General features: G+C 69.8%; 14 protein-coding genes. 7 read left to right on the forward strand and 7 right to left on the reverse strand.

What is annotated here, in order from left to right:
- The first annotated feature begins 35 nt into the window (after nucleotides 1-35).
- Nucleotides 36-353, forward strand: coding sequence for a hypothetical protein (locus tag ABT053_RS34495; protein ID WP_350974919.1), 318 nt, complete (start codon nucleotides 36-38; stop codon nucleotides 351-353).
- 36 nt (nucleotides 354-389) lie between these two features.
- On the opposite strand, the gene ABT053_RS34500 is transcribed toward ABT053_RS34495, so the two are convergent.
- Nucleotides 390-1280 (reverse strand): hypothetical protein, encoded by an 891-nt coding sequence (locus ABT053_RS34500; RefSeq protein WP_350974920.1) that lies wholly within the window; start codon nucleotides 1278-1280, stop codon nucleotides 390-392.
- Between the two features lie 212 nt (nucleotides 1281-1492).
- On the reverse strand, nucleotides 1493-2275 hold the full coding sequence (locus ABT053_RS34505) for a hypothetical protein (protein ID WP_350974922.1): 783 nt from the start codon (nucleotides 2273-2275) through the stop codon (nucleotides 1493-1495).
- A 772-nt stretch (nucleotides 2276-3047) separates the two neighbouring features.
- Here ABT053_RS34505 and ABT053_RS34510 point away from each other — a divergent pair.
- Both ABT053_RS34510 and ABT053_RS34515 read left to right on the forward strand, forming a co-directional pair.
- Nucleotides 3048-4070, forward strand: coding sequence for a hypothetical protein (locus ABT053_RS34510; RefSeq protein ID WP_350974923.1), 1023 nt, complete (start codon nucleotides 3048-3050; stop codon nucleotides 4068-4070).
- Nucleotides 4067-5851 (forward strand): 3'-5' exonuclease, encoded by a 1785-nt coding sequence (locus ABT053_RS34515; protein ID WP_350974925.1) that lies wholly within the window; start codon nucleotides 4067-4069, stop codon nucleotides 5849-5851. The genes ABT053_RS34510 and ABT053_RS34515 overlap by 4 nt, the downstream gene beginning before the upstream one ends.
- Nucleotides 5852-5914: 63 nt before the next feature.
- Here ABT053_RS34515 and ABT053_RS34520 read toward each other — a convergent pair whose 3' ends face one another.
- From ABT053_RS34520 to ABT053_RS34540, 5 genes are all read right to left on the reverse strand, one after another.
- Nucleotides 5915-6349, reverse strand: coding sequence for a CYTH domain-containing protein (locus ABT053_RS34520; RefSeq protein WP_350974928.1), 435 nt, complete (start codon nucleotides 6347-6349; stop codon nucleotides 5915-5917).
- The gene (locus tag ABT053_RS34525; protein WP_350974929.1) at nucleotides 6346-7518 is read right to left on the reverse strand and encodes an aldo/keto reductase; all 1173 of its coding nucleotides are present in this window, start codon (nucleotides 7516-7518) and stop codon (nucleotides 6346-6348) included. The genes ABT053_RS34520 and ABT053_RS34525 overlap by 4 nt, the downstream gene beginning before the upstream one ends.
- Entirely contained in the window at nucleotides 7515-7973 is a 459-nt protein-coding gene (locus ABT053_RS34530; RefSeq protein ID WP_350974931.1) for a hypothetical protein, read from the reverse strand. The genes ABT053_RS34525 and ABT053_RS34530 overlap by 4 nt, the downstream gene beginning before the upstream one ends.
- A 306-nt stretch (nucleotides 7974-8279) precedes the next feature.
- A complete protein-coding gene (locus ABT053_RS34535; protein WP_350974933.1) occupies nucleotides 8280-9194 on the reverse strand; it encodes a hypothetical protein in 915 nt (304 codons plus the stop codon).
- A 171-nt stretch (nucleotides 9195-9365) separates the two neighbouring features.
- The gene (locus ABT053_RS34540) at nucleotides 9366-9725 is read right to left on the reverse strand and encodes a hypothetical protein (protein ID WP_350974935.1); all 360 of its coding nucleotides are present in this window, start codon (nucleotides 9723-9725) and stop codon (nucleotides 9366-9368) included.
- Nucleotides 9726-9920: 195 nt separating this feature from the next.
- Between ABT053_RS34540 and ABT053_RS34545 the strand changes: the two genes are divergently transcribed.
- The 4 genes from ABT053_RS34545 to ABT053_RS34560 all read left to right on the forward strand — a co-directional run bounded on the left by ABT053_RS34545 (nucleotide 9921) and on the right by ABT053_RS34560 (nucleotide 12452).
- On the forward strand, nucleotides 9921-11243 hold the full coding sequence (locus tag ABT053_RS34545; protein ID WP_350975004.1) for a helix-turn-helix domain-containing protein: 1323 nt from the start codon (nucleotides 9921-9923) through the stop codon (nucleotides 11241-11243).
- A complete protein-coding gene (locus ABT053_RS34550; protein ID WP_350974937.1) occupies nucleotides 11240-11773 on the forward strand; it encodes a GNAT family N-acetyltransferase in 534 nt (177 codons plus the stop codon). Before ABT053_RS34545 ends, ABT053_RS34550 begins: the two co-directional genes overlap by 4 nt.
- A gap of 8 nt (nucleotides 11774-11781) precedes the next feature.
- A complete protein-coding gene (locus ABT053_RS34555; RefSeq protein ID WP_350974939.1) occupies nucleotides 11782-12054 on the forward strand; it encodes a hypothetical protein in 273 nt (90 codons plus the stop codon).
- A gap of 98 nt (nucleotides 12055-12152) precedes the next feature.
- Nucleotides 12153-12452 (forward strand): hypothetical protein, encoded by a 300-nt coding sequence (locus tag ABT053_RS34560; RefSeq protein WP_350974940.1) that lies wholly within the window; start codon nucleotides 12153-12155, stop codon nucleotides 12450-12452.
- The last annotated feature ends 64 nt before the right edge of the window (nucleotides 12453-12516 follow it).

A 12516-nucleotide genomic window follows, 5' to 3' on the forward strand; every position in this document is an offset into this window, starting at 1 on the left:
GTCTGCTGTGCGGGCTCCTGGGCTATGCCACGCCGGTGTCCGGGGATGCGGGCGCGTTCCGGTGCTCGCGGTGCGAGGGGATCACCTACACGTGGGTGGACCCGCTGCGGAGGCGGGCGCCGCGCGACCTGGTGTGGGATCCGGGCATCACCTACCGGTGCCCGTTCTGCGGGGAGGAGGGCCACTTCGCCGCGGCTCACCCGTTCGCCTCGTCCGCTCCGGTGATGGAGGCCCCGCCGCGCGGGCACACGGTTGTGGTCCTCGATGAGCGGACGGGGCTGCAGGCCGACTTCTGCCCGGTCAACAACCCCGCCTCGGCCCGGTACGTGCCGCCGCCGCCCGCGTTTGAGTAGTTCAATTGGGTGCCGCCGCGGTGTATCAAACTGCGGTCAGGCCCGGCGGGTGAGGAGCCAGGCGGTCACGGTGGTCTCGTGCCACTTGGGCTTGCGGCTGTTCTTCCCGGCGTCGGGCTGCGGGGCTTGCTCGCGTGCGACGTAGCCGGTGAAGGTGGTGGTGGCGATCCTCGCCCGGTCGGCGACTTCCTGGGTGTCGAGCATGTGGTCGCCGAGGTCGATGTTCTGCTCGGCGAGGGCGGCGAGGATCTCGGCCCGGTTGTCGAGGAAGTTCGTCGCGTAGTCGCGCAGGTCGCCGACCTGGCCTAAGAGCTCCATCGTCGCGGCGGTCACGTGGCGTCTGCGCTGGTCCTCGCGCAGGTTGTAGGAGGGGGTGCTGCGCGTCGACCACGCGCCGTCCAGGCTGAGGCGCAGCGCCGCGGCGGCGATGGTCTCGTCGGTGTCCCACTCCAGGTGCCCGCTGGCCGCGCCGATGGCCAGCAGCATCATGACGGTCGGGGCGGCTTCGTGGGCGCCGGCGATGAGCTTCCCGTAGCGGTCGCCGTCGCCGAGGCTCGGGTAGATCGCGGCGACGACGTCCCAGATGTTCGCCCCCCACTTCAGGCCCTCGTCGTTGGTGGGGCTGCTGGCGCGCAGCAGGGAGGTCTGGAGCTCGATGTAGCCGTGCTGGTCGGCCAGGTGGCCGTGGTATTCGACGGGGCCGATGCGGCGCCAGGTGAGGATCTCGTCGCCGTCCTCGGTGGTGTCTTGGGCGGTGATGGCGTAGATCGTCACGGAGCTGGTGGCGTGGGCGGCGAGGTCGGCGAGGATCGCGGCCGCGGTGTGCTTGTGCCGGGCGAGGAGGCGGTCGTGGTCGCGGCGGGCCTGGTGGTGGGCGGCGATGAGTGGGTGGCGCGGGTGGCTGATCTTGGTGGGCTGGGAGGTCATGCCAGCACCGTACAGTGCTACCGCTGTAGAGCACAGTGGTAGCACTGTAAAAACTCGGCAGCTGCAAGATCAGCCATCCGGATCCATCCGGATGGATCCGGAGTCGTCCCACCTTCCCCCGAGCACTCCGGATCCATCCGGATCTATCCGTAGCCGTCCCATCTCCTCCGGAGCGCTCCGGAGCCGTCCCAGGGCAGGCCTCGGCGCCGGGGTCAGACGGCTTCCTCGCACACCGCGAACGGCTTCTCGCACACGCCGCACAGGACCGGCCCGTCGTCGATGACCTTCGGGGTGAGCTGGAGCTTGCGCGGCGGGATGCACCCGCACTCGACGCCGTAGCGCTGGCCGCTGCGGTGGGGCTTCTGAGGCGGCTTCGGCGGCGTGACCTCGCCGAGCTCGACGGCCCCCACGACCTCTCCCCCGCCCTCGTCGCCGTCGCCTCCCGAGACGGTCCCCAAGGTGCCGTCACGCTTGCCGCTCGCGATCTCGGCGATCACGATGTCGATATCCGGGAGATGGGCGACCGCCGCGGCGGCGTCCAGGGCGGCGATGGTATCGGCGTAGACCATGGCGGTGCCGTCGCCGAGCCTGCAGTTGGAGTACCCCCGATCCTTGGTCGGCTCGGCTGGCGCTGTCAGGCCGAGCTCGACGGCCAGGTTGCGGAACCTGCCGTTGTGGTAGCGCTTGCCGGACCGGCTGGTGTCCTTGATCTTCCGGACGGCGGCGAGGGCGTGGGCGGCCTCGTGCAGCATCGTCTCGAGTGTCCGGCGGCCGCCGTGGTGGAGGAGTTCGCCGGCCAGGAACAGCTCGGGGACGCGGCCGGAGCCGTCCGTGAGGGTCCAGCGCTCCGCCCAGTGGTATCCCCACACGTCGCCGCCTCGCTGCGCGGACGGGCCGGTGATCATCACGACGTCGGGCACCTCGGAGTGCTTGTTCTGGATGTCGGCCCATGCCGCCTCCAGTGCGGTGATGATCCGTGATCCGACGTCCGGCATGCTGACCCCTCTCATTATTGGCATGTACATGCCAACACTATCGGGGCGAACGGCGCCGGAGAACAAAGAACCGGCTGACCCGCGCTCCCCACGGAACGCGAATCAGCCGGTCCTTCGGGGCTGTAGCAAGTCAGCCCAGGCCGTAGCAGGTCGGCCGCGCGCCCCTCATGGCGCTCATAGGTGACGCCCATCGGCCCCGCGAGGTTCACAGCCCACTCCACCCGATACGGATCTCTCCACCAGTTGGCATGTACACGCCAACATCATCGGGGTGAGCGGCGCCCGCGCCGGAGACCGCGAGATGCCGGCAAGACGGTAACCCGCCGATGGTCTACTGTGCGATCCGCGCTTCCACGCTGGGCATGCGTGCGTCGGCGAGGCACCCGGGCACGGGCACGCCTGCTGACCGCTGACGGGAGTCCCGGGAACTTCCGGAGGGTGAGGGTTCGTAGTCCCTCGGGCGCTCCACAACGCGCGCCGCGCGGCGCGCGTTGTGGAGTACGACGTGCGCCGCGTACGCGGGCCAGGCCGCCGGGATCGGCGGCGTCCCAGGGGCAGAGAACAGCTGAAATCGTCGCCGCCGCCGGGTACTATCCGGGGTGGGAGTCTCACGCCTTCCTGCCTTCTCGCTGGAGCCAGCGCGCCTACGCCGCGCCCGGTGACGAGGACAAGTCTTCTCAGAAGTCCGCGTGTGTTCCCCGCTGAGCCATGGTCATGTCGTTGACGATCCTGCGCGGGGGTGCGTAGGGCCTTCGCCACAAAGGACATCACCATGACCGGCAACAAGAAGCTCTATGACGCCGCCAAGGCGCTCGCCGCGGCAGAGGGCATCCCTTTCACCCGGGCCCGTACCCGCATCCTGGCCGACCTGGCGGCGGCGAAGCAGAGCGGCCACCAGCAGAGCGGCCACCAGCATCCCGCTTCGGATCTCGGCTTTCTGGCCGATGCGCCGTACGAGCAGGCGGACCTGGAGCTCGCCGCCGCCCTGGTGGGCGCGTGCCGCGCCGGCTGCTCGTCGTGCCAGGCCACCCTCATCCCGAAGGTGCTCGCCGGCAACCGCGCCACGGTCGGCGCCCTGGCCACCATCTCCGCCCTGATGCCCGCCCCCATGGGCCTCAGCAGCGCCGTCCCCCGGCCGGTCCGGGAGTGGAACCCGCTCGCCCGCCAGGCGCTCGAGGACGACAACGGCGCCGCGGCCCTCGCCGCCCTGGAGGCCATGACGCCCGACGACCTCGACACCATCCTGGACTTCACCCTCAACATGTGGGCCTTCAGCGGCGCCAGCATCAAGCCGGTCGTGCTCGACCTGGACGACCCGGACGTCGAGGACGAGCTGGGGCCGGTGTACACGCTGCTGCCCGGCATAGAACAGACTCCGCACGGGCCGCTGCCGCTCCTGCTCCTGGAGCCGGAGACCAATCCCGCCGGCGCCGAGGACCTGAGTACCCGCTGCGCCTGGCCGCGCTGGGACGCTCCCCCGGTGCCCGGCTCAGATCCCGTCTTCCCCGACCCCGACCCCCGGTGGCGGGTCCGGTTGAACATCGGAGGTCGGGCCGTCGAGGAGATAGCCCGTGTGGATGACGAGGGGTTCGACGACATCACCGTGTGGAGGGCGCCCGAGCCCCTGGTGCGGATGCCCGACGAGTGGTGGGACCTCGTGGATCGCGTTCAGCATGTGCTGCTGTGCGGGCCGGTCTTCGCACACGGGCGTGCTTCTGCGGCCGAGGCGCTGGCGGCAGCCGCCGCTACTAGCACCGGCGTGATGGCCGTGCTCGCCACGACGAGCTTCTGGTGACCACCGAACAGGCGCCCGCTGTGGCTCGGCGCCGGACCACCGCCCACAGCGCCACCCAGCTCCGCCTCGCGCTGGGATGGACCGAGGACCAGCTGAACCGGGCCCGCGCCGCCGCCCTCATCCCCGACCCTGACCTGAAGACACCGCGGTGGTCTGGCCCGGTCGTGGACGACCTCGTGGCCCGACGCGCCGACCTCCTGGAGCAACTCCCCGACGACCTGTCCGACTCGCAGTTCATGACGTTGCTCGGGGTGGGGTACGGGGACTGGCGGCGTGGCCGCGACGCCGGGCTCATCCCCGACCCCGACCGGCACCCGTACCCGTATTGGACGCGCGCCCTGGCCGAGGAGGTGGCTGGCCGTTCCCAGGAGATCCGCCAGGCGATCCCGCCGCCGCCGATGGGAGCTCGGCGCTGCGCCGAGCTGCTGGGGGAGCTGACCGGCCTGGAGGTCACCTACGACGACATCACCGACCTGGCCAAGCGTGGCCTGGTCACGGCGGTCGGCGAGTACAAGGGGTGGGCCTTGTACGATGTCGCCGAGCTGCGCACCGTTGCGACCGACCCCGAGCGGCTGGCCGTGCTCACCGAGGTGATCGGCGCCCGTACGGCGTGGCTGGCCGACTCCATCCTCCCCGCCGACGCCGCCGCCTGGCTGCGCTGGCAGGAGGACGACCTGGCCCGGGTGGCCGACGAGCGTGACATCGAGCTGGGCCGGTTCGGCCGCTACAGCCGAGCCGACATCGCCCTGTTGTCGGGGGATGAGGAGTTCGTCGAGCAGGTCCGCCGCGAGCGTCTGCTCGGCCCGAACGAGTCGGCCGTCCATTTGGAGATGAGACGGACCGATTTCGACTACATCGTGGCCGCCGGGTGGGTGGAGCCCAGCCTGTACGTCACCCGCGAGGTGGGCAGGCGCAGCACCGTGGAGGTTCCGCTATATGCCGTGGGCGACCTGGAGGACGTCTTGGCCGAGGTGCCCGGTGTGGACTGGGAGGCGGTCCGGGCGGCTAAGCCCGGGGAGCCGTCGCCGCTGCGTGAGCACACCCGGTTGCCGGCCACCCGCGCGGCGGCGATCCGCGCCTTCTGCGGCGACCTCGGCCACACCTACTCAGTGGAGGTGTGGCCCTCTTGGCGACGGCTGCGCCAGCGGTGGACCGTCGACTGGGAGCAGCGCGCGGACGGTCACCCCACCGAAGAGGAGGTCGCCGCCGCGCTCGCCAAGCACCGCGGTGCCGGCCCGTACGCAGAGGAGATCATCCTGTCCACCGCAGTGGGGGAAGTGGTCCGCTGGGCCCGGACCTGCCAGCAGCCCGGCGAGGCGGTGATCCTCGACACCGAGACCACCAGCTTGGACGGCGTTATCGTCGAGATCGCCATTGTGGACGCGTTCGACGGCAGAGTCTTGGTGAACGCCTTGGTTAACCCGGGCGGGGTGCCTGTGGAGGCTGGGGCGCGCGCTGTGCATGGCATCACCGATGCGGCGCTGGCGGGTGCGCCGTCGTGGGAGCAGGTGCTGCCCGACGTCCTGGCGGCTGTCGGGACACGCCGGATTTTGGCCTACAACGCGTCCTTCGATGAAAAGGCGGTGCGGGCCACTCACGCCCACGCCGGGCTGGATCCCGCGGTCCTGCCCGCCGCCGGCCGGTGGGAGTGCCTGATGGAGGCGCGCTCCACCTGGGCCCGCGTCAGCCGATGGTTCCCGCTGAACGGTGGCCACCGCGCGCTCGGCGACGCCCAAGCGGCGCACAAGGTGCTGATGAGCATCGGCACGCCCTGCTCATGACGAGGTCCGGCCGGGAGACGACCGCTCTCGTCTCCCGGCCGGACCGGTCGCGGCCGGTGTTGGCTACGCCTTCACCATCCGGCGGGCGTACGGCCGCGTCTGGCCCCGCGAGCGTCCCCCTCCGACGCCCGCGGGGTGGTCGGTGTGGGGCTCAGTGGTCGCGGCCCAGCAGCATGTGAGGGTAGCCGCGGGTGACGAGCTCGCCTCGGGGTCGGCGACGGGGCTCTCGTACTCGTCGGCGTGGGTCTTGGCCACGGCGTCGACGGGGTGCCACAGCTTGAAATTGACGGACGAGCCGCCGTTGGACTTGCGGACGCGCAGCCACTCGGAGACGACCTCCTGGTCCAGAAAGTCGCGGTGGGGCGCGTTGTAGTAGGTGTCCACCTGGTGGCTGATCGGGCCCGGCTTGGCGTCCAGCGCCATGAGGGCGTCTTGGAGGGCGGTGAGGGCGGCGGGGTCCTCGATCTGGTACTTGCGTTCGACCTCGATGTGCTTCACTGGTGTCCTTCCTGAACGGGTCCGCTGGTCGTGGGCAGGGTAGGCGGTATCGGCCAGGTGCCAGGCCGAAACCGGGGAAGGGAGTCGACGACCCGCGCGGCCTCCTCGGTGACGTTGCGCAGCAGGGTCACCTCGTCGCTGGTGAGCGGGGCGCCCAGGCAGGTGAGGTTCATGCTGATCTGCGCCGCGTCGCGGAACCCGACCAGGACGGGCGCCTGCGGGGCGTGCTGCAGGGCGTAGCGCAGCGCGACCCGCACCAGGTCGGCGCGGTCAAAGCTGAAGAACGCGGCGACATCGGCCAGCGCCTCGTGGACGGCGCGGATGACGGCCGGCTGGAACTGCGGGTCGATGCTGCGGTGGTCGCTGCTGGAGACGTTGCGGATCAGGTCGGGGGTGTGGGAGCCGGTGAGGAGTCCTTGGGCGAGCGGCTGCTTGATGATCACTTCGACGTCGTGGGCCGCCGCGAACTCGAAGACGTCGGTCTCCCCGCTGTGGTATCGGCGGGAGAGCAGGTTGTGGCGAACGGCCAAGACCTTCGGGCGCAGCGTGAAGAACAGGTGCAGGAACCGGCGGGCCTGGCCGGCGCGGCCGGAAAGCTCGGAGCTGACCGTCCACTCCTCGGCCCATTCCTGGGCCCACGCGTGCGGGGCGCGCATCCCGACCGCGCCGATGAGGCCTTCTTCCTGGAAGGCGCGCATCTGCTCGGCCGCCGCCCCCAGGTAGCGGTCCCCGGGCCCGAAGTCGGCCGAGTGCAGGAAGTACACATCCAGCCGGTCCAGGCCGAGGTTGGTCAGGGTCGTCTCCAGCTGGTGACGCATCTGCATGGGGGCGTACGGGTGGGCGGCGGTGCCGGCGAAGTAGCCGACTTTGCTGGAGATCACCACGTCCTTGCGGGGCAGCTGCGTCAAGAGGCGCTTGAGGAGGCGCCCGAGGAGCCGTTCGGAGGCGCCGAGGCCGTAGACGTCGGCGGTGTCGAAGAAGTTCACGCCGAGCTCGGCCGCGGCCTCCAGAGCGGCGTAGGCCTTGTCGGGGTCGACGCCGTCCCAGCCGATGGGGACGCCGCGGTTGGTGGCCGATCCGCCGATGGTCCAGCAGCCGGCACCGATCGCCGAGACGGTGCGGCCGGCGAGGCGGCGGGGCTCGAAGGTCAGGAGAGAAGAAGGAGTCACGGTGCCTTTCCAGATCGAGAGGGGTCAGGTGCCGCAGGGGTGCCTGCGTTGATGAGATGCCACGGCCGGGAGGCGGCGGCCCACTGGTCGTACTGGTGGGTCAGAGCGGCGGCCTGGGCGGTGGGGAGGGCGGCGCACACCTCGGCCACCGTGGTGGTCATGCGCTGCCGGAGCCGGCCGAGCGTGCCCTCGCAGAGGCCTTCGCAGATGCGATCCAGCGTCGTGAGGGAGACGACGTCGTAGCCGCCGTCCAGGACGGCCAGCATCCCGTCGAGCAGGTCGGCCGCCGCCTCTTTGAGGACGTCGCGGGCTTGGCGGACCGTGTCGCGGGCGGCCCCGTCCAGGACCTGCTCCAGCTCCTCGAGGGTGTGGTCGAGGGGGAAGTTGCGACTCACCCACCGCTGGGCCCATTCGGTGAGGATCCCGATCCGCGCGTCGGCGTAGGTGTCAGGCATCGTCGTCTCCTGGCATTCCCGGTCGTCGGGGTGCGCCGCGTCCTTCGTGTGGCGGGGATTTTCCTGGGGGCCGCGCCCCGGTGTCCTGCCCTTCATCACCTGCGCTCCACTCACTCGCTTGGCGTCTGAAAGTCCGGGACGCGGCTCTCCCATCTGGCAGAACCCCCCGGCCCTGGGATGGGGGCCGGTTACGACGGGGACCTGCCAGAGCCGAACAGCCGGGAGCCCGCAGGGGCATGCGGGCTCCCGGCGCCCCTTGAAACCAGATGACCTCTGGTGTTCCCTTCAAGGGGCCTTTTCGGGTGGTCACATGAGGGAGGCCAGCCAGTCGCGGCCCACGAGGGCGGCGCGCGTATTGGCTTCTCGGTTGCCCGGCGGGCCGAACCGGGCCTTGTGGATGCGCCGCAGCGTCCACAGGGCGGCCAGCGCGGCAACAGGGCCTCGGGGGGCGTCTCGCCAGGCGGGTACCGCCTGCAGCAGCGCTGTGGCCTGCGAGGCGGAGTGGCCGGCCATGATGAGGCGGGGGCACAGCATCGCCGCGTCGAGCCAGGCCGCGCCGCGCGCCGCGAGCATCCAGCTGGTGACGTAGGCCCGGTTCTTCTCGTTGCGTTTGCGGCCCTTGACGATCCGCAGGTTGCGGCTGCTGAGGTTGTAGTGCAGCAGCGTGTCCCCGTCCAGCGCCTGGGGGGTGAACCCGTCCAGTGCCGTCTTGAAAAGCGTCCGGTACTTCGGGTCCTGGATCGGCCCGCTGAGCACCTCCTCGGCCTGAGACATGATCAGGGGGAAGTTCTCGGCGATACCCGGCGCTTCTTCCCGTGCGGGGCAGGGGGTGAGCATCTGGTTGAGGGTGGCCACCGCTTCGGTGACGAGCGGGATGTCCGGTGAGCCGGGGGTGAGGTCTGCGGATCGGCCGCTGAGTTGTTCGTGGATGAGCAGCAGCCAGCTTTCGGCGTCGGCCGACCACAGCATCTTCGCCACCGGTAGGTCCGGCGGGAGGCTGGCGAACACCGTGCCCGCCCACCGCGCCCGTCCGTACCGGGGCGCGTCGGGGTCGTTGTCCAGGAGCGCCGTGAAGAACACGCTGTCGTGCTCGGTGTGCAGGCGGACCGCGACGCCCCGGCCGGGGTCTCTGCCCACGGACTCGGCTTTGAGAATCGGGCCGATCCGCTGCTCGACGGCTTCTCGCACCGTTGGGGGCAGGTCTTCCCACTGTGGTCTCACACGGTCCTCCAACGAGTTCGGTGGTGAAGGGGTGGTTCACGGGCGGGCCCGCTCGGTTCCCGTGACGGGCCCGCCCGCTTCGTGTGCCTCCCTCGCCCGGATCGGCCGAAGGCGCACGAGTGGGACAGCGCGGCGACCCGGGCATGCCCTGCGCGGGTCGCCGCACTGCGTTCAGGGGGTCTGCAGCTGCTCGTCCGTCAGCCTGCGGCGCACGGCGAGCTGATCGGCGATCTGGCCGGCGGCGGCGTCTATCTCGGCCTCGGTGTCGGCGGGCGCCTCGAACTTCGCGCTGCCCGCGTCTCGTTTCCGCCAGCAGTAGGACAGGCCTTCCACGCTGGCCTTGGGCTGGACATCTATCTCGTCGACGTACAGCACGGGCTCCCCTCCGTGGTAACTCACCGTGGGGTAGAGCCTTCGGGTGTGCAGGCGGTCGCGCAGGCGGTTGAGGGCGTGGCTGGCGTCGACCAGGTTCAGTTTCCGGTCTGCCGGCGCCGTGCGGTGGGTCGGGGGCGTCGTGCGGTAGGTCGTCACCAGAGATAGCCCTTTCTGCACAAGAAAGACAAGGAAGACAAGAAGCCGAAAAGGCGCATAAGCCATCAGGCGGGCATAAGAGGCGCGTTCGGTATTGCCTTAGGTGCCATAGTGGAGGGACGCCCATCGCCCATCTAGAGCCCTGTATTGGCTGATCGCATTAGCCAAAATGGCCAATACAGCTGGGAGGCCGCCATGCCCCGTCGCCCGGACCCGGTTGACCCCACAACGTCCCCCGCTGCCCTTTTCGGCGCAGCCTTACGGCAGTGGAGAAACACCTTTGGGGGGTCCCTGCCGAGCGTCGCGGAGGAAATCAACAGCGATTTCTCGGTACTCGGCCGGTGGGAACGCGGCGAGCGCCTTCCTCCGATCGAAGCCGTGGAACGCCTTGACCGGCTTTATCGCGCTGGCGGCTTCCTGACCTCTCTGCATGGGCTCGTCTACGCTGCCAAAACCAGGTCGGTGCCGCTGGCAGGAACCTCCGCCGTGCCTGATCCTGTCGTCATGGACTCAGCACGAAGACGTCTACTTCTGGGGGCCGCGACGGCAGGCGTGTCAGCTGCTCTACTCCCAGGTCTGGAGCAGCTACGCACCATCGTGGACGACCGGCTCGGCGGTCCTGACCTGGACGCCTGGGAAGACATCGCGTGGGAGCACGCCCACAGCATCACCCTCCGGCCCCTGGCCCAGGTGATCGGCGACCTGTCGGTCGACCTCCTGAACCTGCACCAAGTCCTGGCCTCGGTGCCTAGCCGCGAAGCAGCCAGCTGGGCGCGGGTCAACGCCCGGCTGACGTTCCTGCTGGCCCTGGTTCTCGGAATCGCCGGACACGCTCGCGAGTCACGGGACTGGTGGACATCTGCTCGCCGGGCAGCTGCTCAGACCGGCGACGACGAGTTCGTCGCCGCGGCTTACGCCTACGAGGCTGTGCAGGCGCTCTACGAAGGCCGGCCTTTGGCGTTGGTGGTGTCGCGCGCAGATAAGGCTCTCGCTCTCACCGTTGACCGGCCGGGCCGTGCCGCAGCCGAGGCGTTCGGTGCCCGTGCTCACGCACTCGCGCTCATGGGAGATCACGCAGGGGCGCGTGCCAGCGTGGACCAGCAGGCTGACGTGTTCGCCACGCTCCACGAGTCCGTCACCGGCGATGAGACCCTGGAGGGCTGGGCGGAGCTCCGGCTGCTGCACACCCGCTCTCTGGTCCTGACCCTGACCGGGGACTCCGCAGCAGCGTCCGCGCAGCAGGAGGCACTTCGCTCCTACCCGCCCAACCACAAGCGGCAAATCGCGCAGATTCGTCTCCACCAGGCAACATCGGCAGTCCTGGACGGAGACGTCATCGAAGGGCTGAACCATGCCGCCGCGATCGTGGGGAGCATCGCCCCGGAGGACATGTCACCATTTGTGCTGCACGTCGCTCGCGGTGTGGCCAACGCCGCCCCGCCAGACCATAAGGCGCAACCCGCCATATCCGCGTATCGAGAGCGGCTTTCCCTGACAGCAGCAAAAGAGGACTCGTGACCGATATCGAATACCAGTACTTGACTGGCAAGGACGCAGCTGTGGTACTCGCCGAGGAGTACGTGAGCCTGTACCGGGAGAATTACGCCGAACCGCCGTATTTGTCCGGGCCGCTCTACAGCCGCGAGAGGTTTCTTGAGCGCACGGGCCAGCAGGTGACGAGCGACAGTTTCACCCTGGTGTCGGCGCGATCCGGGGCAAAGCTCGTGGGCTTCAGCTTCGGCTTCGCGTTCGCGGCGGGCCGGTGGTGGGGCGGAGAAGCCACCGTCCCCGCCCCGGAAGTCGTGGCCGCGCCGAAGTTCGCGGTGATCGAGCTGGACGTCCACCAGGACTACCGGCGGCGCGGTATCGGCCGGCAGCTCCTGGAGACGCTGCTCGCCCAGCAGCCCGCGCCCTACGCGACGCTGCTGGCCGATCCCGACGCTCCCGCGCACGCCATGTACCAGCGGTGGGGATGGCAGTTGGTAGGCCCCGTACGGCCCGCTCCCGACGCCCGAGCTTCCGACGCCATGGTGATAGCCCTCGGTTGAGAACCCTCATGCCCCCGCGCCCTGCACGGCCTCGTCCCGCCCTCACCGTCCCCGCAGGCACTCCCCGCGAGGAGATCGAGCGCCTGGGCGTGCTGCACTCCCTGGCCGCGCTCGGCGAGGGCATCTGCCCGGCATGCGGAGAAGACCTCCGCCCGGCGGTCGGCGACTCGCAGCAGACCCCCGGCGCCGGGCGGCTGCGGCTGTACTGCCGCTCCTGCCCGTGCTACTGGCAGGCCGACCACGAAGCCCAGGAAGTGACGTGGGAGGCCCTGGGCTCCTAATGGGGGCTTGGACACGCGGAGTCGTTTTCCCCTCGCTGCTCGCAATCTGATTCTGATTGCGCTACGTTGTCGATCACTAGTGACAGGAGGAGCAGGAGATGGCGCAGCCACACAAGGGCGACCGGTCCGTCACGACGTTCCGCACAGCCGAAGATCTGAAGACCCGCATGGTGGCTCAGTCCAAAGCCACTGGCTCTGCTGACATGACTGCCTACCTGGACCGTCTGATGTCCGCGCTGCACCCTGACCCGAAGCGCCACCCCGAGGCGGCCGAAGCCGCCGGGTCGGTGGTAGCCGCGCTGCTGGCCGCTGCCCGCGACATGGAGACCAAGGACCTGCTGGCTGCCCGCGACCAGCTCACCCTGTCACTGTCCGACGATGACCACGCGGCGGCGTAGCCGCTCGTAAGGAGACTCAAGACCAGCCGGGGACGGCGCACAACTTCATACGACCAAAGGAAAA

This window comes from Streptosporangium sp. NPDC002524, assembly GCF_040295985.1.
GTDB lineage: Bacteria > Actinomycetota > Actinomycetes > Streptosporangiales > Streptosporangiaceae > Streptosporangium.

Excerpts from the sequence above, each read along its gene's own strand:
- ABT053_RS34510 (WP_350974923.1), top strand. The coding sequence starts at position 3,048 with ATGACCGGCAACAAGAAGCTCTATGACGCCGCCAAGGCGCTCGCCGCG.
- ABT053_RS34500 (WP_350974920.1), bottom strand. The coding sequence starts at position 1,280 with ATGACCTCCCAGCCCACCAAGATCAGCCACCCGCGCCACCCACTCATC.
- ABT053_RS34545 (WP_350975004.1), top strand. The coding sequence starts at position 9,921 with ATGCCCCGTCGCCCGGACCCGGTTGACCCCACAACGTCCCCCGCTGCC.
- ABT053_RS34505 (WP_350974922.1), bottom strand. The coding sequence starts at position 2,275 with ATGCCGGACGTCGGATCACGGATCATCACCGCACTGGAGGCGGCATGG.
- ABT053_RS34560 (WP_350974940.1), top strand. The coding sequence starts at position 12,153 with ATGGCGCAGCCACACAAGGGCGACCGGTCCGTCACGACGTTCCGCACA.
- ABT053_RS34530 (WP_350974931.1), bottom strand. The coding sequence starts at position 7,973 with ATGCCTGACACCTACGCCGACGCGCGGATCGGGATCCTCACCGAATGG.
- ABT053_RS34555 (WP_350974939.1), top strand. The coding sequence starts at position 11,782 with ATGCCCCCGCGCCCTGCACGGCCTCGTCCCGCCCTCACCGTCCCCGCA.